Here is a 22,220-nt window from a genome sequence, read left to right as displayed (position 1 = left end):
CGCGCAGGCCAAGAAATGTTATGCTGCGCGACTTACCTTTCGTCGCCTAGATGAGGAGAGCCGCGTGAAAGCACGGGTAAAATGGACAGAAGGCCGTCAATTTGTGGCGGAATCCGGTAGCGGGCACAGCGTTGTCATCGACGGCCCGCCCGACCACGGTGGCCGTAATACAGGGCCCCGCCCAATGGAAATGCTGTTGATGGGCATGGGCAGTTGCACCGCTTTTGACATCTTGAACATTCTCGATAAAGCGCGTGCCGATGTCACCGACTGCGTCGCGGAACTTGACGCCGAACGCGCTGATGAAGTGCCCGCCGTCTTTACCAAGATCCACGTTCATTTCGTGGTGACCGGGCATGCATTGAAAGAGAAGCAGGTTCAGCGCGCCGTTGAACTCTCCGCTGAAAAGTACTGCAGCGCGTCGATCATGCTGGTTAATAGCGGCGTAGAGATCACTCACTCTTTTGAGATTATCGAGGCTTGAGCGGCTGTTTGTACGTGCAACGCTTGGCTCTCTCGGCTAGCGCCGCTGCTTACCCAACCGCGGCGGCAAAAAAAGTAGTTCAGTCGGATGCAAGCAAACGCCTTGACGGGCATAATACGCCCGCTTGTTTTACCTTCACCTGTGCTGTCGCCACCCTGCTTTATCGAGTGGGGTTACACCGCAGCGATGGTGGCAACGTCTTATCGGTTCCGGCGCTGGCTCGTCGGGGTGTCTTCACCTGCCATAAGGAGGCTCGGACATGACAGATAATCTCCGACTCCACGGGTTTAACAACCTGACAAGCTCTTTGAGCTTCAACATTTACGACATTTGTTACGCCAAAACCGAAGAGCAGCGTGCGGCTTATATCGACTATATCGATGAGCTCTACAACGCCGAACGCTTGACGCAGATTCTGAAAGACGTCACCAACATTATCGGCGCTCATGTACTGAATATCGCCCGCCAGGACTATGAGCCCCACGGCGCAAGCGTGACGATCTTGATCGCTGAGCATGAGCTGGATGACGCCGCGCCTGAGCAGATTAAGCCGGGCCCCGGCCCGCTGCCAGAGACGGTGGTTGGGCACTTAGATAAGAGTCACGTTACGGTGCATAGCTACCCTGAGTCGCACCCTGACAACGGCATCAGCACCTTCCGTCTGGACATTGATGTCTCGACCTGTGGTCATATCAGCCCGCTTAAAGCGCTGAATTACCTGATCCACAGCTTCGACTCCGACATCGTCACCATGGATTATCGAGTACGCGGCTTTACCCGTGACGTAGACGGCAAGAAGCTGTTTATCGATCACGGCATTACCTCCATCCAAGACTACCTTGCTGAAGATACCAAGCATGCGTATCAGATGATGGATGTAAACGTGTATCAGGAAAACATGTTCCATACCAAGATGCTGCTCAAAGATTTCGAGCTGGAAAATTATCTGTTCGGTACGTCACGGCGCGATATTACCTTTGAAGAAGCGCGTGACATTGAGAGCCGTTTGCGTAAAGAGATGCTGGAGATTTTCTACTCCCGCAATTTGGATTAAGCGTCGCCTCTGAATGCCAAAAGCCAGCTCACACTGGCTTTTTTTGTGGCGCTTATGTGGGATCAATAAACGCTGGACTCGCCTTCGGGACGGGTCTTAAAGCGTCTATGCAGCCACAAATATTGCTCCGGGTGCTTGCGAATGGCCTGCTCAATAAATTGATTGACCTTGGTCGCATCGGCAACCTCGTCATTGCTCGGAAACCCTTCTAACGCTGGCAGGCTTTCGATGGTGTACGTCGCATTATCGGGGTTGCGGTGAAACATCATCGGCACCACCGGCGCGCCGGTCATACGCGCAAGCTTGGCCGTTAAGCGAATCGTCGCAGCCTGCTGACCAAACAGCGGTGCAAACACACTGACATCGCGACCAAAATCCTGATCCGGCGAGTACCACACCATCCGGCCTGCCTTAAGCTGCCGTACAGCCCCACGCAGATCGTAACGGTCAATCGCGACCCCAAAGTTGCGTCCACGAGCGCGGGTCATAAAGCGCTCAAACAGCGGGTTGTTATGCGGGCGATAGACCGCATCAGCAGAGAAAAATAGCGCGTGTAAAGCGCCGCCTAAATCGAGCGACGAGAAGTGAACACCGATAATGATCACCCCTTTGCCTCTCGACTGAGCGCGGGCCATATGCTCTTCACCAATATAAGCAACCCGGTGGCGTAAGCTTTCGCCATTTCGACACCAGCCCGTCGCGGTTTCGACGAGACCAATGCCATTAGCGATGAATGACTCTTTGACGAGTTGCCGCTGTTGTTCGGCGCTCTTTTCGGGAAAGCACAGCGCTATATTGGTGTCGGTAATGCGCCGCCGCCGCTTGGCAAAGCGCCATGCGAGCAACCCAAGCCCTTTGCCAATGCTCATTTTTAACCGCCAGGGCAGCCAGGCGGCAACATACATAGCGCCAATCCCGAGCCAAGTGGGCCAGTAACGCGGGTGGGCAAACGAACGTGGATAACGTGATTTTGACATAAAAACAACCGTTTAATCAGAGCGCCCATGATAAAGCCGAGGCGCCCGGGGCAGTACCCCCGTCAGCAGGGTATAGCTGATCGTATCGCAGTAACGGGCCACTTCATCCACCGGCAGTACTTCGCCGTTGCTGGCGCTACCCCATAATACGACCTCGCTACCAATGCCGGCATCGGGCACGTCTGTTACATCCACCGTGAGCATATCCATCGAGACTTTACCGGCAATCGCGCAGCGTTGGCCGTTTACCAGCACTGGCGTACCATCGCGGGCGTGGCGGTCGTAGCCGTCACCGTAACCGCAGGCAACCACGGCAATGCGTGAACGCCGCGGCGCACGCCAGCGCCCGCTGTAGCCCACGGGCTCGCCCTCTTCTAGCTCCCGCAGGGCGATAATTTCAGAGCGCAGGGTCATCACTGGCTTCAGTTGCCGGGTGATGTTACTGGCGACTTCTAAAGGGTCGCTGCCGTAGAGCATGACGCCTGGCCGGTTCCAGTCACCATGCGCCACCGGCCACGCCAGGGTCGCCGGTGAATTGGCCAGGCATAGTGGCGCTTCTAGCTCACTGGCCAGCCCCTGGAGCCGTGCCATTTGCTGATTGAAATAGCGGCTATCCTGAGCATCGGCAGTGGCAAAATGGCTCATCAGGTGCAGCGAAGCCACACTCGGCGCAGCAAGAAGCTGGCGCCAGATGGCAGCGGCCTCTTCAATGGCAAAGCCCAGGCGGTGCATGCCGGAGTCGACTTTTAACCATACCGGGATGGGCTGGCGTGGCGCGGCCGCCAACAGTGCATCAACCTGCCACTGGCTATGCACCGCGATCCAGAAACCGTGGGTGTCCACCAGCGCCAGCTCATCAGCACTGAAGATGCCTTCAAGCAGCACGATAGGTGTCGTAATGCCACCTTGACGCAACGCGAGAGCCTCTTCGATACAGGCGACGGCAAACGCAGGAGCATGGGCCTCCAGCGCCTGAGCGCACGCTAGCGCGCCATGGCCGTAAGCATCAGCTTTGATAACGGCCACTGAGCGGCTTTGTGGCGCACAGCGGCACGCCAATTGATAGTTGTGACGCAGCGCGTCCAGATCAATATCGGCCACAAGGGGGCGCATAGGTTTTCTCACTTACCTGATTCAGCAATAAATGCTTATTAACAAAAAATGTCAGCGATAAAAAACCGAGCAAGCACCTATAGGTACTTGCTCGGCTTAGAGGGAAGGCGCGTTTAATAATCACCTTTGTTGCGCTTCAAACACTTAAGTTTCAAACAAAGCTTCTAACGAGAGACCCTGTTTTTCCAGCGAACGACGCAGCTTTTTCAGCGCTTCGACTTGAATCTGACGTACCCGCTCACGGGTCAAACCAATTTCGGCACCGACTTCTTCAAGAGTGGCGGATTCGTGACCCCGTAAGCCAAAGCGGCGCACGACAACTTCACGCTGTTTTTCGCTCAGTTCATCAAGCCACAGATCAACGTGCTCTTTGACATCGCCATCCACCAAACGCGCTTCAGGCCCTTGCACCTCATCGTCGGTCAACGTATCAATCAGCGGCTTATCGCTCTCACCGCCCATCGGGTAATCGACCGACGATACGCGCTCATTGAGGCCGAGCATCTTTTTGACCACCTCGACCGGTTTGTCCAAGTGCTCGGCGATCTCTTCAGCAGTGGCCTCATGGTCAAACTTCTGGGTCAATTCGCGCGCTGCGCGCAGGTAGATATTGAGCTCTTTGACCACATGAATCGGCAAACGGATCGTCCGCGTTTGATTCATCAACGCACGCTCAATGGTTTGTCGAATCCACCAAGTGGCATACGTTGAAAAACGAAACCCCCGTTCGGGGTCAAACTTTTCAACGGCGCGGATCAAGCCCAAATTACCCTCTTCGATCAAATCCAGCAGCGTTAAGCCGCGGTTAAGGTAGCGGCGGGCAATCTTTACCACTAGCCGTAAATTGGACTCAATCATTCGTGAGCGCCCCAGCGGGTCGCCCTTACGCGCTAAGCGGCCGTAATATACTTCCTCTTCTGGCGTTAATAGTGGCGAAAAGCCGATTTCGTTGAGGTAGATTTGCGTTGCATCCAAGCTTTGGGTCGATTGTCGATCCTCACGCCCTAGCGCTTTTTCAAAAGCATCTTCTTCTACCGCAATATCATCATCGGTATTATCAAGTGCCTCCTCAGCAGCCTCCAGGTCAACCTCCTGTAGATCTTTCTCCAACATACTCATGGCCTTACCCCCGTGTTTCGCCTACCCGCCATTTAGAAAGTCAAAGGGGTGTGCTCTAAGGCGCACACCATATTATTATGTGACAATTGTTATATGACGCTCGAATACAGCGATTCGGGCAACTTCCAAGTTAAACGCTGGCCTCTCACGCTACCGGTGAGTGCATTAGCGGGAAGGCAGAAAGTCCATGGGATCTTGAGGCTGGCCATCACGGCGAACCTCGAAGTGCAATCGGACATTTTCTGCATCGCTATCCCCCATCGTCGCAATCACTTCACCAGCTTCTACCACGTCATTTTCACTGACCCGCAAGCTGTCGTTATGCGCATACGCACTCAGGAATTGGTCGTTGTGCTTGAGAAGGATGAGGTTGCCATAACCCCTGACGCCGCTGCCCGCATAAACCACAATACCAGGGCCAGCCGCTTTAACAGGTTGCCCCTTTTCACCGGTGATATCAATCCCGGCAGTGATGCTATCGCCTTGTCCAAACTCCCCAACGACGTTGCCATCGGTCGGCCACTGCCAATTAATCGTTTCAGCGGGCGTATAGGTACGCGAAGAGCGGTCAACGCTGGCACTTTGTGTAGCAGGTGCAGCTGCAGGCTCGGGTTCTGATACTGGCTGCGGTTCAGGTTCTGACGCTGGCTCAGGTTCAGGCTGAGCGGCTGGCTCAGGTTCGGCAGCTGCGACCTCTTCAGGCTCAGGCGTGGAGGCAGAGGTATTGCTGCTAGGCGAAGAATCAGCCACTTGTTCCGCAGCCTCTACGGCATCACGTTCAGCGGTTAGGCGCTGGTTACGTTGAATCGCGGATTCGTCGGGCAACAGCCAGTCGAGTTCCTGGTCATCACTCGCAACAGAGGCTGCTTGCGGGTTCAGTCCGGTCGCCACGGCGCCGCTGCTACTAGTGTTATTAGCAGCTGGCTGGCTACTGGTGGCTGATGACGTTGAGGCGCCTTCGCGCAGGGCAATGGTTTGCCCTGGCCGAATTTGGTACGGCGCATCAATATTGTTCATTGCCGCCAACTGGCGATAATCCAAATTGTGCTGCCATGCAATGCCATACAGCGTGTCGCCCGCTTTAACGGTGTACTGGGGTGAGTTTTCCACCGCTTGGCGTGCTTGGCTTAAATCACGCACTTGAGGGCTTCCGCCTTGTTGGCTGGCACAGCCAGCAATTGTTAATGCCAGCGCCGACATCATCAGTACTTTAAGACTATAACCTTTACGCATATAAACCTTACTCCTTTTCAGCGCCAAGCTTGGTATCGATTGGCCGACGATCCGCGTGCCGGTTGAGCAACACAACAATTAGTGCCCCCAAGGCCATTAGCGCGACAACGCCAGCTACTTGTGCCGAGGCACCGGTCAATACGGCATAGTCAGCGGGCAACAAATAACGGTGCTCCAAAGGGATCATTTGTCCTTCTGGCCCTATTTGATAGCGTAACAGTTCACGCCATGGCCAGAGAACCGGTAACGAGCCGACAATAAACCCCAGCAGCAGTTGCATGGTCGAGGTGTGGTGGCGCCGTAGCAGCCAGGACAATAACCGTGAAAACAACGCTAAACCAACCATACAGCCCATTCCAAACAGAATAATAATGCCCAGATCAAAGCTGCGAATTGCCCCCATGATGGTGCCGTAGAGTCCCATTGTCAGCAATAGAAAGCTGCCTGACACCCCTGGCAGTAGCATGGCGCTAATGGCAATGCAGCCTGCCACCATCACTACCAGCGCCTCGTTGCCCAGCAGCAGCACCAGCGGCATCATGCCTGGTAACGCTTGGGCTAGCACTAACCCCACCAATAACGGCAGCAGATACCATAGCTTCCAGCCGCTACTTGCCTGCCCGACTACCAGTGCGGAGGCCGCTACAAGGCCAAAAAAGAACCCGTCTAACAGCAGTGGATGCGCCTCCATCAACCACAGGGCTAAATGCGCAACGCTAAATAGACTAACCGCAACACCCGCCAATAGCGGCACCAGAAAGGCTAGGTTCAAATGGAGACTCAGGGCTTTCCAACCACCTTGACGCCATACACCAATCGCACTTGGGCCAAACTGCTTGATGGTGTTAATCAGCTCTTCATAAATACCGCTAATAAACGCAATGGTACCTCCCGACACACCGGGTACCGCATCGGCGGCGCCCATCCCTGCGCCACGTAAAAATATTCCCAAGGGTTGCCGCTTCAATCCACTACTCCTTGTAGTAAAGGTACAAAACGTACGGGCTCAAGCCGCCGTTTTTCAAAAGCACTGCCGATGCGCTTTACCTGAGTAAGCCACTGGCTGCCATCGGGATCTTCCAAGGGGGCGATCAGCACCCCGTTGTCACTCAATTGCTCTAGTAGCGATGAGGGCAGTGTATGAGCGCAGGCGGTTAGCAAAATAACATCAAACGGTGCCACTTCAGGCCAACCATAGCCTCCATCCGCCACTGCTAGCGTGGCGGGGGCCGTAAGCCGCCGTAACCGCTCGGCCGCACGCTCGTGCAGTGCACCAATGCGCTCAATGGAGTAGAGCTCTTCTACCAAGCGCGACAATATTAACGTTTGATAACCAGACCCGGTGCCCAGTTCCAATACCTGGCGTGGCCTGGCGCGCAGCACAAGCTCGGTCATCCGCGCCACAATGAACGGCTGCGATAACGTTTGGCCAAAGCCAATCGGTAAGGCGGTATCTTCATAGGCGCGATGCGCCAGCGCCTCATCCACAAACAAATGGCGCGGTTCACTGGCCATGACCTCCAGCACGCGGGCATCGTTGATGCCTTGGCGCATAAGGCGCTCGACCATTCGGTCACGGGTACGCTGGGAGGTCATGCCACGACCGCGCAGCTCAGCAGGGGAGATATTAGGCAAAAACATCCAACCAATCCTGCACATCGTTAAGCGCGGGGTGGCGCGTCAGGTCTGTTTGTAACGGTGTAATCGACACAAAGCCCGCTTCAACAGCGGCAAAATCGGTATCTTCACCATCATCGGCATTGGCTGCTACCGGCGCAATCCAATAGCGGGTACGTCCTCGCGGGTCTTTTACCGGCAACGGTTTTTCAGCTGGCCCGCGGTAGCCCAGGCGGGTAACTTTAACGCCTTTGATCTCTTCCCAGGGTACATCAGGGACATTGACGTTCAGCAGTGTACGCGGCGGTAGCGAGAGTTGATCCGCGGCGCCAATCAACGTGGCGGCCACTCTTCCGGCGGTAGCGAAATGGCGCTCGCCGCATAGCGACATGGCAATCGCGGTCATGCCCAGGTTGCGCCCTTCCATCGCCGCCGCAACGGTGCCGGAATAGAGCACATCGTCGCCCAGGTTACTGCCGTGATTAATCCCTGAGATCACTAAATCAGGCTTTTCATCCCATACACCGTGAACGCCTAAATAGACGCAGTCGGCAGGGGTACCATCAACGCTATAAAAACCGTTATCAAGCGCCGTTAATGAGAGCGGCCGTGACAAGGTAAGCGAATTACTGGCACCGCTGCGGTCTCGGTCAGGCGCCACCACGCGCATATTGGCGTGCGACAGCAGCGCATCATGTAGCGCACGCAACCCAGGCGCGTAAACACCGTCATCATTTGAAAGCAGTAGTCGCCGCATTGTGGCTCTCCCTTTTTATATGCACAAGAGTCATTAGCGTCAGCGTCATAAGCACAAAGCATAAACGCGAAAGGTGACAACTCCTATCCATCACTTTTAGTAAACTTTTTAACGCCTTATAGCTATTCTGACGACTTATAACCGTTCTGACGACTGACGTAGCTCACCGCTATCCACTTATTTCTATCAGCTCACCAAGCACAGCGGTAGCAAAGCTACCGCGAGACAACGCAAACGAAAGCCGTACGGCGCCTGCTTCCCAATCAAGCTGTGGTTCCAGTAGCCGCATCCGCAGCGCACGGCGTGCCTGCTTAACCCCGCTGCGCTCCAGGCCACTACACAAGCCGGGATACTGCTGCTGCAAATACGCTTCATAGCTAGCCGCGTCACCCTGACCGGGTTCGCCAACGCCCCAGAGCACACCCGTTGGATGCACATCCAGCGCCATGGCGCGGGCCTGAAGCGTCGCATCGGTGGCGTCGATATGAAACACGCTTTGCGTGCCGTCCAGCATTAAGGTGTCGCCCGCCAGGGGTTGCGTCCAAGTGCCATCCGCAATGCGAGTGCTAAGCAGTTCGTTAAACAAAAAGCTGCGTGCGGTAGAAAGCATCATACCTTGACGGTCGTCCCGTTTACGCCAACCTCTGTTAAGTAGTGCTTCTGCGCGCTGTAGATTATGCCCTTCGTGACCAAAGCGCTGGGGGCCGAAATAGTTGGGCACACCGGACTGGCAAAGCGCTTCCCAGCGGCTGATAAAGTCGTCGCTTGCTATGGCCTCACCGCTCAGGCGTAAGACAAATCGATTAGTGCGGTGAACCCCGCGCTTAAGCTTACGCGGGTGGCGCGCCTGCTCAACCACCGTGATGCCCTGGGCATTAAGCGACTGCTCTAAGTCAAGCGGCGCATCGCGCCCTGGCAGATGCACGCTCAGCCACTGGCGGGTCACGGCAATGCGATCCTTCATCCCGGAGTAACCAATATCACGGGGCGTTACGTCACAAAGCCGACTTAATAACTTAGCCACTTCTAACGTGGATTGGTTGCGTTTTTCAACCCGCAACCACAGGTGCTCCCCGTGCGCCTCGGGAGTAAAATCAAGCTGCTCGTCAACCCAGAAGTCTTCCGGCTGAGCACGGTAATGACCGGCTTTAGGCGGGCCGAACAGAGGGTCTAAGCTGCGCTGCCATATAGGCATATTAATCATTAAGCGCCTCTGCACGGTCTAGCAGCACCACTGCCTCAGCAGCAATACCCTCACCGCGCCCGGTAAAGCCCAGCCGCTCGGTAGTGGTGGCTTTAACGTTAACGTGGCTAAGCGCGACGCCTAAGTCAGCGGCAATGATGGCCCGCATTGCATCAATATGAGGCGCCATTTTAGGCGCTTGCGCCATTAGCGTGGCGTCCAGATTGACCACGCCATAGCCCTGGCCCTGAACAAGAGCGACCACATGGCGCAACAATTCGCGGCTATCAGCCCCCGCCCACGTTGGGTCGGTATCGGGAAAATGACGGCCAATATCGCCCAGCGCACAGGCACCTAACAGCGCATCGCTCACCGCGTGCAGCAACACATCGCCGTCGGAGTGAGCCACGAAGCCATGGTCAAACGGTAGCTTAACGCCACCGATCATCAGGTGATCGCCGGGGCCGAAACGGTGGACATCGAATCCGTGGCCAATACGCATTACTAAGCTCCTAAGGATTAAAGCCTGTCAGGCAGGTTAGCGGCTTGCGCCGCCATAATCGCAGCTGCCAGCGCTAAGTCGTCTGGGTGGGTAATTTTCAGATTATCGCGCCGCCCGCTTACTAATTGTGGCCATTCGCCCAGGGCTTCGACTGCCGAGGCTTCATCGGTTACCAGTGTTTGCTGCTGGCGGGCGGTTTCCAGCGCTCGCCGCAGCAGCGCGTAGCGAAAGCCTTGTGGCGTTAGCGCATGCCATAAGCCATCCCGGGGTTCGGTTCGCGAACTCAGGCACTGGTTATCAGCACGCTTCATGGTATCGGCTACCGGCATCGCCAAGAGCGCGCCAGCGGGGTGTGTCAAAGCGGCTTGATAGAGCGCCTGCAAGTCGTTCACGGTAATACAGGGACGCGCCACATCATGCACCATCACCACATCGTCATCTTCGGCCGCCATGGCGTGCAGCGCATTTAACACGCTGTCCATTCGCTCGTTGCCTCCCGGTACTCGCTGCCAGTCCGCGAAAGGTACCCAGCCCGGTGAAAACCAGCGGTCATCAGCATCTAAACAGAGTACCAAGCGGGCGTGGGGAAAGGCGTGATGCAGCCGCGCCAAGGTATGCGCCAATACCGGTTGTTCATCGGCCAAGGTTAAATACTGTTTAGGCTTGTCTGCCCCCATGCGGCGACCTTGGCCCGCCGCAGGAACGATTAGCCAGGTTTGGCTCACTGCGGCGGCTCCTGGGGAGCGACTAACCCGGCATTGATACCGATCAGCTCATTCTCAATTGCCACACCAGGTACCCAGAAGAATTGTTCATCGGTACGCACCATGCCCATATCGCTACGCGCCCGTTCTTCTATGGCGTCTAAACCGTTTTTTAAATCTGTCACTTCGGCCGCCAGCCGCGCATTGCGCTCGCGCATGGGTACATTGGCCGCTTCTTGCACCGCCACACGTTGCTCCACACGCTGTAAATCGCTCCAGCCGCCGTTACCTAGCCACAATTCGTATTGAAGCAGTGCCACCACCGCGAGCAATGTTATCACTAGCCATTTGCGCATCATTGCTCTCCCTTGGTATATCGGCTGGGTTTATTAAAAGCACTGGCTGAATCAACCTCTGGGCTGATCCGCTAAAGAGCGCTTATCGGCGCGCATTATGCCATTAAGGGGCAACACCAGCGAGCCGAGCCTTACTTTAATGTCGGTTTTAATAACAGTTTTAATATCGGTCTTAGTGTCGGCTTAAATGACGGCGTAAATGATGGTTCAAATCACTGCTTAAATGGCAGCGCTTGCTGGGCCGCTTCGCGATACGCGCTGACATGCTCGCCCTCTTCCTGGCAAAACTGAGCGACACCGGCGGCAAGGCCCGGATGGCGAATATAATGCAGCGAGCGCACCCGTTGAGGGGCAAAACCACGCACCAGCTTGTGCTCACCCTGGGTGCCTGGGTCAAACAGTGTTAAGCCATGCTGCAAACAGTATTCAATCCCCTGGTAGTAGCACGCCTCAAAGTGGAGGCAATCAGCGACGACCTCGCTTCCCCAATAGCGGCCATATAATGTGCTACTGCCACGAAAATAGAGCGCAGCTGCTACCGGGCGACCTTCACTATGGGCCTGTACCAGCACTAGCGCGTCCGGCATGGTTTGGCGTAGTTGTTCAAAAAAACCATGGTTTAAATAAGGCGGACGGCCACGCTCATGATAGGTAATCGCATAGCAGCGATAGAAATGCGCCATATCGACGGGGGTAATCGCTTCGCCTTCCAGGCGTGATACCGTTAAGCCTTGCTCAGCGACTAAGCGCCGCTCGCGCTTGATCATTTTGCGTCGCTTTGAGGTCAGGCTGGCCAAGAAGCCATCAAAGTCGCCAAAGCCACGATCACGCCACTGAAACTGGACGCCTTCACGGGTGATAAGCTCGGGGCACTGTGCCTGCCAAGCGGTGACATCTGCTTCATTGGCAAACAGCAAATGCCAACTTGAAAGGGCTTGGCTTGCGCACTGTTCACGCCATGCCTCGGCAAGAAACGCTCGCACTGCCGTGGCATCGGCATGTTCAGCAATCAGCGTGCGCACGCCGGGTACCGGCGTGAACGGCACCGCGCTAAGCGCTTTAGGGTAATAACGACCACCGGCGTGTTCTATCGCTTCCGCCCAGCCCCAATCAAACACATACTCACCGTAGGAGTGATGCTTGCGGTACATAGGCATCGCCGCGACTAGCTGCTCGCCTTGCCATACACTCAGATGACAAGGCTCCCAGCCGGTAGCCACGCTAACCGAGCCACTGGCTTCAAGAGCGTGTAAAAAAGCATGGCGTAAAAAGGGCTGATCATTATCGACGAGGGCATCCCACTGGCTTGCCGCGACGGCCCCAATGGTGGGTAGAATAGTGAGCGACAGTGGATCTAACGGCATAGCACCTTCCAGGGAGTGTGGGGCTAACGCAATATAAATTGTCAGTACCACTTTACACTAACTGACCGCATTAACCGTTTACATTAATCATTGTCGTCAGCCGTTTATACCAACCTTTGATACCGACATTGATACCCACGCTTATCACTCGCGCCGATAGCGGCGTACAAGGAGAGGCCATGAAGCGCGACCTAACGGGTGACTTTCAAACGCAGCGTCATGCTGCCGATCAAATGCCCTACCCGACGCTAACGGTGCGGCGTGAACGACTGGCCCGCCTTGCGCGCATGACCAAGCATCACCAGCTAGAGATTATTCGTGCGATTCAAACCGATTTTGGTCAGCGCAGCGACGTGGAAATACGCTTAGCCGAGATCAGCGCGGTACTTTATGCCATTCGTCACGCAAGGCTCAATCTATGGCGCTGGATGCGCCCTTGGGCGGTTAGTATGCCGTGGCGGCTGCTGCCGGCACGGGCTCGCATTGCACCTCAGCCACTGGGCGTTGTCGGCGTGATATCTCCCTGGAACTACCCATGGTGTTTGTCGTTAATGCCGGTGGTCGACGCCTTTGCAGCGGGCAATAGGGTGTTGCTCAAACCTAGCCAGCACTCCCCCGCTACCAGCGCTCTACTGAAGCGATTAGTGCCGCAATACTTTACCCCTGAAGAGTTCAACGTGGTGGAGGGCGATGAGCAGGTCGCGCGTCGCTTTAGTGGCTTACCATTTGATCACTTGATATTCACTGGCTCTACCGCGGAGGGACGGCAGGTCGCCCAAGCGGCGGCGGCGAATTTAACCCCAACTACGCTGGAACTGGGCGGCAAATCGCCTGCTATCGTGGCGGGCGATGCCGACCTGGATCAAGCGGCCGCAGCGATTATTTTCGGCAAAGGCATGAACGGCGGGCAAACCTGTATTGCCCCAGACTATGTGCTGGTAGAGAGCCGCCATATTACCGGCTTGGTTAAGGCGTTAAGCCACGCCATTCAACAGCAGCGGCCCGACGATCACGCAGCCACGTCTCCCATTGATGCAACTCATCAACAGCGGCAAGAGGCCATGCTACAAGAAGCCCACGATCATGGCTGTAGAATCATTGATCAGGGCCCGCATGCGCCTGCACTGATTATCGATCCCCATCAAGGCCTTCAGGTGATGCGTGAAGAAACGTTTAACCGCTGCCTACCGGTGATTGGCGTCAGTGATATATCGGCAGCTATCAACGTTGTGAACGCCCGCCCCCACCCATTAGCCCTTTACGCGTTTACTCACGATAAAGGTTTACAGCAGCAGCTGCTGGAAACCACTCTTTCTGGGGCACTGGTGTTTAATACGACGCTGTTGCATCACGCAGTGCCGTCTTTACCTTTTGGTGGTGTAGGTGAAAGTGGCATGGGCGCCTATCACGGCCGCCACGGCTTTGAGCGATTTAGTCATTTACGTAGTATTTTTTATCAACCAAAACGAACACTTAGCCACATGCTTTATCCGCCTTACCGGCGCTGGCTAATGAAACTGATTGGGCTTGGTTAAAGCTTACGGGTTAATGTCCTATATTTAGTTATACATTGGCATAAAACCCTTATGGTATGTTTTATTAATTCTCAACTTTGGAATGGTCATGCAAGCCACAGAAACACCTGATAACGAAACACAGCGTTTGGCGGCCTTGCATGCTTTACAGGTACTCGATACCCCTCTCGATACGGCTTTTGAGCGTATGACGCAATTGGCCCGTGACTTGTTTGATGTGCCTATTGCGCTGGTTTCATTAGTCGATCAAGAGCGCCAATGGTTTAAATCGCATCAGGGACTTGATACCTGTGAAACCAGCCGTGAAGTCTCTTTCTGCGCCCATGCCATTGCGCTTGATGCGCCACTGGTGATCGAAGATACGCTTCACGACGAGCGTTTTAGAGATAATCCACTGGTCGGCGACCTGCCACATATCCGTTTTTACGCAGGTTACCCACTACGGCCATTAAATGGCATGCCGGTAGGCACACTGTGCATCATTGATCGCCAGCCTCGCGTCTTCAGCGAGCGTGACTTAATGTTACTCGGTAGCTTGGCCGGTCAAGTAGAAGAGCTACTGCACCAGCATAAGCTGCAGGTGGACCTTACCCATACCGCGCGCCGTTTTGAGGCGCTGTTCAACAAAAGCGCCACCGCCAAGATACGTATTGATCACGCGGGCCTGATTATTGGCATCAACCCCTTCGCACTGAACCTTCTCGGTTATGAAGAGAGCGAGCTACTCGGGAAAAATGTCGCTGTACTCACTCCCCCAGACATTAGCTCACAGCACGATTCGTTTATCGCCCGCTATATTGCCGGTCATGAGCCCAAAGTCATTGGGCGTGGCCGTGAAGTAGAGGCGTTACATAAAGAGGGGGGTTACATACCGGTTCATCTCGCGATTAATGCCATCCACGATGATCACGGAAAAGTGGTCGAGTTTTTAGGCGTACTCACCGATTTAACCGATGTTTACAACGCCAACCGCAGGATGCGTAAAGAGCAGAACTTGCTCAAAGTGCTCCACCAGGGCGTTACCGACTATCAAGCATTAATGTCGGGAAAACGCCTATGGACCTTCTTAATGGAGGCGCTTCGCGACCTTACCGACAGTGACTACGCGCTGATCGGTGAAGTAATGCCCACCACGACCACCAACGCGCTTAAAATCCATGCGATTACCGACCTGTCCTGGAGTGAAGAGTCCCGCCACCTGATGGAGCGACTGCGTAGCGGCGATATGACCCTCACCAACCCCAAATCGCTGCTTGGCCGCGTGTTTGCGTTTGGCGAAGTGATTATGACCGATGACGTTTATAGTCACGTCAAACGCGGCGGTTTCCCCCCGGGACACCCACCGCTGCATAATTACCTGGGTGTACCCATATTCAGCGGCGAGCGACTGATCGGCATGTTTGCCATCGCCAATAGTAAACAGCCGCTCAATCAGGCACTGCTGGATTGGCTGCAGCCGTTTACCGATACCTGTGCTCTGCTGATCAACCTTTACAGCCAAATGGCAGAGCGCGAAGAGGTCACCAAAGACTTGGCTAACGCCAGAGATCAAGCGGAAATAGCCAATCAGGCTAAAAGCGAATTTCTCTCCTCGATGAGCCATGAGTTGCGCACCCCGCTCAATGCCATCATTGGGTTTTCTCAGTTGCTAGCCAAAGGACGACGCGACCCACTGACTGAAAAGCAGCAGCGCCAAGTAACACAAATTGAGAAAAGCGGGCTTCATTTACTGAGTTTAATTAATGAGGTACTCGATCTCGCCAAAATAGAAGCAGGTCATCTGACGCTGTCCATTGAGGCGATCGTAGTGGCCAACGTGATTGACGATGCTTGCAGTACGCTTGAGGCCAATATTGAAGCGGCGGGTATTACATTACTTCGCACACCCCACCCTCCCCACTGGCAAGTCAGCGCGGATTACACCCGCACCAAACAAGTGCTGCTTAACCTGCTCTCCAATGCGATTAAATATAATAGTCATTACGGCACTATCGAAATCGCAGTAACGCAAGAGAGCGATGAGCTATGTATTAGCGTTACCGATTCGGGAAAAGGGATTGCTGCCGAGCGCCTACATGAGCTATTTGAACCGTTTAATCGCCTCGATGCCGAGCAGAGCACAACGGAAGGTACGGGTATCGGCTTAGCCATCACCCGCGAACTCATTGGGCGGATGCAAGGACGTATCGGTGTGGAAAGCGCGCCAGGAGAAGGATCCACCTTCTGGTTTACGTTACCCATTAACGAACAGAGCCTACCGCAAGAAAACATGCTGCCTAGCGAAGTCGCAGAGACCGCCAACGAGACTGAGCACATCTTCCAGCTGCTTTATATTGAGGACAATCCAACTAACCAACGGTTGATGGATGACATTATAGAAGACTATCCCAATATTGACCTCCAGACGGTGTCCAGTGCAGAACTAGGGCTTGAAATCATGAGTCACTCGCCGCCTGATTTAGTGTTAATGGATATTCATTTACCCGGTATGAATGGCTATCAAGCGTTAGCGGAGATGCAGAAAACACCCGCACTTCAGCATATTAATGTGATTGCCCTATCGGCCAACGCTATGGATCGCGATCTTCGCTATGGTTTAGCCGCCGGGTTTGCTGATTACCTGACGAAACCCATCGATATCGAGAAGCTTAGCCGTACACTTCGCCAGTTTTTACCGGCTGTGTTAAGGAAGGTGCCATGAGCCTTACCGAAAAACATCTGCTAGTTATCGATGACAACACGGTTAATATCGAATTATTGCTCGACCTACTCGACGAGTATGGCTTCGAGAATGTTCATGGTATTAATGATCCACGGGAAGTGCTTGGCCACTGTCAGTTGCAGATGCCTGACCTGCTACTGCTGGATATCCGTATGCCCCATTTAGATGGCTACGCGGTTATCGAGCAGTTGAGTGCCCACTTTGAAGAGCAGATGCCTCCGATCATTGTGCTCACCGCGCAAATCGATGATGCCACCCGTCAACGCGCTCTCGCTTTGGGCGTTCGTGATTTTATCACCAAACCCTTTAAGCAGGATGAAGTCCTGCAGCGTATACGCAATACGTTGAATATTGAGCACCGCTATCAAATACGCGATAAGCAGGCCGATACGTTAGAACTGACGGTCGCTAAACGCACCCAAGAGCTTGATAGCCAGTCGCGCACTGACTCGATTACCCAATTACCTAATCGCCGCGGATTAAGCCAGGCATTGCAAGCGGCGGCCCTTCAAGCCTCCGGCACAGGGCTATTGTTTATTGCGCTCGATAAATTAGATGATGTGGTGCGCCTGCACGGCTATCAGGTCGCCGACCAATTGCTGCGTCACATTAGCCAGCAGCTGCGACAACAGCTTAGCGCTGATTGCCTGCTCGGCTTATGGGGCGGCAGCGAACTCCTGGTTATCACACCAACGGCAGATTCAGCCAAGCTGACGCAACTGGCTGAACAGCTGTTGCACTGCTTTGAGCAAGATCAGGCGTTGGATGAGCTGCTGCTTCCCCTTAGCGCACGTATCGGGATTAGCGGTGAAACGGGCCATTTTGAGACTGAGCGCTTGGTGCATATGGCTGCCTTAGCGTTGCCGCCCCAAGGGTCGCTACGCGTCCAATGTTATACGCCAGCGATTGAGGAGAAGCAGCGCCATCGGCTACATATTCAACAGGCGATACGCGGCGCCACCGAGCGAGGTGAAATGTCGCTCGCTTTCCAGCCCAAGCTATCGCTGGCTGGCCACAAGATTCTAGGCGCGGAAGCGCTGCTGCGTTGGCAGCACCCGGAGTTCGGGCTTATCTCCCCTGGTGAGTTTATTCCACTGGCAGAAGCCAGCGGTGATATTCTTGCCATCGGTGACTGGGTGCTCAATGAGGCGATGCGCTACATCAACCTTTGGCGGGCGCAAGGGCTGCTCAATGATGACTTCCATATTGCCGTCAACGTGGCCGCCCGCCAGCTAACGCGTAAAGACTTTGCCCAACAGCTACTGGCGCGGCTTGAAGAGCAGCAGATTCCCCAACGCTTCTTTGCCCTGGAAGTGACAGAATCTGGGTTGATGAGTGATATGGACCACGCTCGCCAACAGCTCGCACAACTGGCCCAAATGAATATCGCTGTCGCTATTGATGATTTTGGTACGGGCCAATCGTCACTGGCGTATATTAAAACGCTGCCCTTCTCGACACTCAAAATCGATCGCGCCTTTGTGATGGATCTGGAAACCAGCGCCATTGATCGCCAACTGGCGCAAACGATTGCCCAGCTTGCGCATAGTGTAGGCTGCGATGTGGTGGCAGAAGGCATCGAAAATTCCGCCCAAGCGGCGTATTTAAGCTCAATTGGCTGTGAGTCTGCACAAGGTTACTTTTACGCTCGCCCGTTGCCTGCTGAGGCCTTTGTGACCTGGTGCAGCGAATGGCAGCCGCTTCTTTCTACTTCTCCTAGGGAGGCCGTTAATGGCTCATGACTTACTTGACCGCTTACGCGAACGTTTAGAAGAACTCAACCGCTCGGAGCGTAAAGTCGCCAATGTAATTCTTGAAGACCCCACGGTCGCCACGAGTCTTAGCATTGCCAGTCTGGCTCAAGCAGCCAGCGTTAGTGAGCCCACCGTTAATCGTTTTTGTCGCAACTTCGGTGCCAAAGGCTACCCCGATTTCAAGATAAAGCTAGCCCAAAGCCTGGCGGGTGGCACGCCCTATGTTACCCGGGCCGTGGAGCCTGGCGACACCACCACCCAGTACACTCAAAAAATCTTTGGCGCCACTATTGCTGCGCTTGATGAGGCTCAGCGAGAAATCGATATGGCTGCCATCGAGCGCATGGTCGACTACCTCACCCAGGCAAAACAGATCCATATTTTTGGCTTGGGCGCGTCCGGTGCGGTGGCCCAGGATGCCCAACACAAGTTCTTCCGCTTCAACCTGCCGGTGATGGCCTACATCGATGTGCTGATGCAGCGCATGGTTGCCGCCGCCTGCCATACCGGTGATGTGGTAGTGATTATTTCGTACACCGGCCGTACCCGGGAACTGGTGGATATTGCCCGCCTGGCGAGGGATGCCGGAGCCGTGGTGCTGGGCATTACCGCGCCCAATTCGCCGTTAGCACATGAGTGTACTGCCACGCTTGAAGTGGCAACGCCCGAAGACACCGACCACTACATGCCGATGACCTCGCGGGTGATCCAATTGACGCTGATTGATGCACTAGCCACCGGGGTGACCCTGAGGCGTGGTGAAGACTTCTTACCCCATCTCAAGAAAATCAAAGACAGCCTACGCGACACCCGCTTTCCGGTGGAAAAGCCTGGCAAGTGAATGGTGAGTGTTTACTCACTGACGGCGGCAGTGACGGTAATTTCCACTTTCAGTTCATCGGCTGGCAGCGGTGCGCATACGCAGGTGCGCGCCGGGGCGTAGCCTTCCGGCACCCAGGCGTCCCATACTTCGTTCATGGCAGCAACGTCGCTGCCGTCTTTTAGATAAACCGTCGCGCTAAGCAACTGTTCACGGCTTGAACCTATCTCTTTCAGTAGCGCATCCACCCGTGCCAGCATGCTTTCCGTTTGAGCGGCAATATCGCCATTACGGGCCTCTGGGCCAGCGACTTGGCCACATAGATAAGCCACACCCTGATGAATAACCGCACGGCTCATACGGGATTTTGTATCGTGGCGCTGAATCTTCATGGTCAAAAACTCCTAATAATTTTAAAAAAGCAGTCTAAACCGCTGGCTTAACGTTGACGATGCCAAAGGTATTTAGATCATCACATCCGATCAGTGGGCACCGGACGATGTTCAAAGACACGGCGCAGGACAAAGCTCGTGTGCGCCCCCGTCACCCCCTCAATCCGGTTGATCACGTGCAGGAGCAGGTGCTGGTAGTCATCCATATCACGCACCAGAATTTTGAGTTGAAAATCCGCCGCTTGGCCAGTGATGATCAAACACTCGATGACATTGGGTATTTCCCGTATATGGCGCTCGAAATTATCAAAGCGTTCCGGCGTATGCTGATCCATGGAAATATGCAGTAGCGCCATCAGTTGATAGCCGAGTTGACGGGAATCGACTTCTGCACGGTAGTGCAGAATCAAGCCATGCTCCTCCAAGGCTCTCACCCGACGCAAACAAGGCGAAGGAGAAAGCCCGATACGGTCAGCTAACTCCTGATTACTGATCCGTCCTTCCTGCTGCACGATATCCAATATATGACGATCAAAACGATCCAACACCAGTGGCGACACGGACATAAAAAGCAGCTCCTACCATAAAATTAAAGACTAGCGATATTTTATGCTAATTATGTGCCTGGCGGACCTATTTTCGCAAGAACCTAGCGCGGCAAACCTTTTACACTAAGTAAGCTGCCAAAAGCAGTGAACAAATTAGCACGGTCGCCACAAGCAGCCGATTCAATCACTCAGCTCCGATTAGGAAACCACCATGTCTGCTTTTGATCATCGCAAATATCGCCCTGCGCCCCGTGTGCCTGCTTTCAACCGCCAGTGGCCGGATCGTGATCTTGATCACGCGCCGATCTGGGTGAGCGAAGACCTACGCGACGGTAACCAGGCGTTACTTGAGCCGATGACCGTTGAGCAGAAACAGCGCTTCTGGCATCAGATCGTTAAAGTAGGCGTTAAAGAAGTCATGGTGGGCTTTCCTTCGGCCAGCCAGCCCGATTACGACTTCGTGCGCTGGCTGATCGAAGAGGAGCAAATTCCTGATGACGTCACGATTGCGGTGCTGGTGCAGTGTCGCGAACACCTGATCGAGAAGACCTTTGCCTCGCTGGTAGGCGCCAAGCGCGCCATTGTTCACCTGTATAACTCCACCTCAACGGTTCAGCGCGAGCGGGTCTTTGAGATGGACCGCGCCGGTATTGTGGATATCGCGGTACAGGGCGCCACTTGGGTCAAAACCTACGCCGATCAATACCCCGATATCGAGTGGTGTTTCGAGTACACCCCGGAAAGCTTTTCCAGCACCGAGATCGACTTCTCACTGGAGATCTGTGAAGCGGTAATGGACGTCTGGCAACCAACGCCGGACAACAAGTGCATTCTCAACCTGCCCACCACCGTGGAAGTGGCGGGTCCCCATCATCACGCCGATCAGATTGAATACTTCTGCCAGCACATCAGCCGCCGTGACTGTGTGATCATCTCGGTGCATACCCACAACGACCGCGGTGGCGCTGTCGCCTCCGCCGAGCTCGCCCTGCTGGCCGGTGCCGAGCGGGTAGAAGGCACCCTGCTGGGAAATGGCGAGCGTACCGGCAATATGGATATCGTCACCCTGGCGATGAACCTTTATAGCCAAGGCATTGATCCTGAACTGGATCTATCCAATCCTGACGAAATCATTCAAGTAGTTAACGAGTGTACCGGCATTGCAATTCATCCCCGTCACCCCTGGGTGGGCGAGATGGTTTACACCGCCTTCTCGGGTAGCCACCAGGATGCGATTCGTAAATCCCTCAAACATCAAAAAACCGACGAGCCGTGGCAAGTGGCTTATCTGCCCATCGACCCCCACGATATCGGCCGCGACTATCAGGCGGTGATTCGCGTCAACAGCCAGTCCGGCAAGGGCGGCATGGCTTTCCTGCTTGAGCGGGATTACGGCATTAACCTGCCGCGCTGGATGATGCTGGCATTGGCGCCTTACGTGCAGCAAGAGAGCGAAAAACGCGCCAGCGAACTCTCCAGCAAAATGATTCGCCAAGTGATGTTCGACCACTTCACCCAGGAAGCGCCGCTCTCGCTAGTCGACTACCGGCTTTCCAAAGGCCAGCAGGAAGGTATTGAGCTCACGCTGCAACAAGGTGACGAAACGCTACGTCTTTCAGGCAAGGGTAATGGCGCGATGTCCGCATTTACCGATGCGTGGCAGCGCCACTCCGGCAGTAGCGTAGGCATTATCGATTACAGCGAGCACTCCCTCGGTGCCGGCAGCGAGGCCAATGCCATTGCCTTTGTACAGCTCAATATCGATGGTCAGCGGCTCTGCGCGGTAGCCGAGGATAGCGATACGGTCAGTGCATCGCTTAAGGCGATCATCGCGGGTATCAATTTCGCCGCTCAAACAGTGGCAAAGGGATCATCTTCCAAAGAAGCAGAGCTGACGCTGTAACCAGCGCTGCCACCTAAACCTCAACTGGCGATGTAGCCTGTCTTAAGCAGGGATTCATCTACATCGCCAGCAAGGATGTCGAA

At 54.7% G+C, this 22,220-nt stretch carries 21 protein-coding genes; 7 read left to right on the top strand and 14 right to left on the bottom strand.

From position 1 onward, the window contains the following. The first annotated feature begins 64 nt into the window (after positions 1-64). The gene (locus KO116_RS06215) at positions 65-484 is read left to right on the top strand and encodes an OsmC family protein (RefSeq protein WP_035558936.1); all 420 of its coding nucleotides are present in this window, start codon (positions 65-67) and stop codon (positions 482-484) included. 259 nt (positions 485-743) lie between these two features. Beyond that, complete coding sequence (speD, locus tag KO116_RS06210) at positions 744-1,538, top strand: adenosylmethionine decarboxylase (protein ID WP_035558939.1); 795 nt, start codon at positions 744-746, stop codon at positions 1,536-1,538. Between the two features lie 62 nt (positions 1,539-1,600). On the opposite strand, the gene lpxL is transcribed toward speD, so the two are convergent. The 12 genes from lpxL to KO116_RS06150 all read right to left on the bottom strand — a co-directional run bounded on the left by lpxL (position 1,601) and on the right by KO116_RS06150 (position 12,463). Next, positions 1,601-2,515, bottom strand: coding sequence for an LpxL/LpxP family Kdo(2)-lipid IV(A) lauroyl/palmitoleoyl acyltransferase (gene lpxL, locus KO116_RS06205; RefSeq protein ID WP_035558944.1), 915 nt, complete (start codon positions 2,513-2,515; stop codon positions 1,601-1,603). 12 nt (positions 2,516-2,527) lie between these two features. After that, positions 2,528-3,628, bottom strand: a complete 1,101-nt coding sequence (gene alr, locus KO116_RS06200) for an alanine racemase (protein WP_035558946.1) — start codon at positions 3,626-3,628, stop codon at positions 2,528-2,530. Positions 3,629-3,772: 144 nt separating this feature from the next. Further along, positions 3,773-4,747, bottom strand: coding sequence for an RNA polymerase sigma factor RpoS (gene rpoS / locus KO116_RS06195; protein WP_035558949.1), 975 nt, complete (start codon positions 4,745-4,747; stop codon positions 3,773-3,775). Positions 4,748-4,912: 165 nt separating this feature from the next. Further along, entirely contained in the window at positions 4,913-5,980 is a 1,068-nt protein-coding gene (locus KO116_RS06190) for a peptidoglycan DD-metalloendopeptidase family protein (RefSeq protein ID WP_035558953.1), read from the bottom strand. 7 nt (positions 5,981-5,987) lie between these two features. Beyond that, entirely contained in the window at positions 5,988-6,947 is a 960-nt protein-coding gene (locus KO116_RS06185; protein ID WP_035558956.1) for a DUF368 domain-containing protein, read from the bottom strand. Continuing rightward, positions 6,944-7,621 (bottom strand): protein-L-isoaspartate(D-aspartate) O-methyltransferase, encoded by a 678-nt coding sequence (locus tag KO116_RS06180; RefSeq protein WP_035558959.1) that lies wholly within the window; start codon positions 7,619-7,621, stop codon positions 6,944-6,946. Before KO116_RS06180 ends, KO116_RS06185 begins: the two co-directional genes overlap by 4 nt. Beyond that, positions 7,608-8,354 carry a 5'/3'-nucleotidase SurE gene (gene surE / locus KO116_RS06175; RefSeq protein WP_008956324.1) on the bottom strand — a complete coding sequence of 249 codons (747 nt, stop codon included), beginning with the start codon at positions 8,352-8,354 and terminating at the stop codon, positions 7,608-7,610. Before surE ends, KO116_RS06180 begins: the two co-directional genes overlap by 14 nt. A 169-nt stretch (positions 8,355-8,523) precedes the next feature. Beyond that, the gene (truD, locus tag KO116_RS06170) at positions 8,524-9,558 is read right to left on the bottom strand and encodes a tRNA pseudouridine(13) synthase TruD (RefSeq protein ID WP_035558961.1); all 1,035 of its coding nucleotides are present in this window, start codon (positions 9,556-9,558) and stop codon (positions 8,524-8,526) included. Continuing rightward, positions 9,551-10,039 carry a 2-C-methyl-D-erythritol 2,4-cyclodiphosphate synthase gene (gene ispF, locus KO116_RS06165; protein ID WP_035558964.1) on the bottom strand — a complete coding sequence of 163 codons (489 nt, stop codon included), beginning with the start codon at positions 10,037-10,039 and terminating at the stop codon, positions 9,551-9,553. Before ispF ends, truD begins: the two co-directional genes overlap by 8 nt. Positions 10,040-10,056: 17 nt before the next feature. Beyond that, on the bottom strand, positions 10,057-10,764 hold the full coding sequence (gene ispD, locus KO116_RS06160; protein ID WP_035558967.1) for a 2-C-methyl-D-erythritol 4-phosphate cytidylyltransferase: 708 nt from the start codon (positions 10,762-10,764) through the stop codon (positions 10,057-10,059). Next, positions 10,761-11,099 (bottom strand): cell division protein FtsB, encoded by a 339-nt coding sequence (gene ftsB, locus KO116_RS06155; RefSeq protein ID WP_035558971.1) that lies wholly within the window; start codon positions 11,097-11,099, stop codon positions 10,761-10,763. The genes ispD and ftsB overlap by 4 nt, the downstream gene beginning before the upstream one ends. Positions 11,100-11,311: 212 nt before the next feature. Continuing rightward, positions 11,312-12,463 carry a GNAT family N-acetyltransferase gene (locus KO116_RS06150; RefSeq protein ID WP_035558973.1) on the bottom strand — a complete coding sequence of 384 codons (1,152 nt, stop codon included), beginning with the start codon at positions 12,461-12,463 and terminating at the stop codon, positions 11,312-11,314. Between the two features lie 179 nt (positions 12,464-12,642). On the opposite strand from KO116_RS06150, the gene KO116_RS06145 reads away from it, so the two are divergent. From KO116_RS06145 to KO116_RS06130, 4 genes are all read left to right on the top strand, one after another. Then, positions 12,643-13,998 (top strand): aldehyde dehydrogenase family protein, encoded by a 1,356-nt coding sequence (locus tag KO116_RS06145; RefSeq protein WP_035558977.1) that lies wholly within the window; start codon positions 12,643-12,645, stop codon positions 13,996-13,998. 88 nt (positions 13,999-14,086) lie between these two features. After that, positions 14,087-16,699 (top strand): ATP-binding protein, encoded by a 2,613-nt coding sequence (locus KO116_RS06140; RefSeq protein WP_035558980.1) that lies wholly within the window; start codon positions 14,087-14,089, stop codon positions 16,697-16,699. After that, the gene (locus KO116_RS06135) at positions 16,696-18,462 is read left to right on the top strand and encodes a two-component system response regulator (protein WP_035558983.1); all 1,767 of its coding nucleotides are present in this window, start codon (positions 16,696-16,698) and stop codon (positions 18,460-18,462) included. The genes KO116_RS06140 and KO116_RS06135 overlap by 4 nt, the downstream gene beginning before the upstream one ends. Further along, positions 18,452-19,315 carry a MurR/RpiR family transcriptional regulator gene (locus tag KO116_RS06130; protein WP_035558987.1) on the top strand — a complete coding sequence of 288 codons (864 nt, stop codon included), beginning with the start codon at positions 18,452-18,454 and terminating at the stop codon, positions 19,313-19,315. The genes KO116_RS06135 and KO116_RS06130 overlap by 11 nt, the downstream gene beginning before the upstream one ends. A gap of 11 nt (positions 19,316-19,326) precedes the next feature. On the opposite strand, the gene KO116_RS06125 is transcribed toward KO116_RS06130, so the two are convergent. Both KO116_RS06125 and KO116_RS06120 read right to left on the bottom strand, forming a co-directional pair. Further along, complete coding sequence (locus tag KO116_RS06125; protein WP_035558991.1) at positions 19,327-19,686, bottom strand: RidA family protein; 360 nt, start codon at positions 19,684-19,686, stop codon at positions 19,327-19,329. 80 nt (positions 19,687-19,766) lie between these two features. Beyond that, entirely contained in the window at positions 19,767-20,252 is a 486-nt protein-coding gene (locus tag KO116_RS06120; RefSeq protein ID WP_035558994.1) for an Lrp/AsnC family transcriptional regulator, read from the bottom strand. Between the two features lie 193 nt (positions 20,253-20,445). Here KO116_RS06120 and KO116_RS06115 point away from each other — a divergent pair, with 193 nt between their 5' ends. Continuing rightward, entirely contained in the window at positions 20,446-22,137 is a 1,692-nt protein-coding gene (locus KO116_RS06115; RefSeq protein ID WP_035558997.1) for a 2-isopropylmalate synthase, read from the top strand. Positions 22,138-22,220 lie beyond the last annotated feature (83 nt).

This window comes from Halomonas sp. KO116, from assembly GCF_000734975.2.
Lineage (GTDB): Bacteria > Pseudomonadota > Gammaproteobacteria > Pseudomonadales > Halomonadaceae > Vreelandella > Vreelandella glaciei.
Note: the sequence above shows the minus strand (reverse complement) of the source record. Positions and strands in the feature narration are given on the sequence as shown.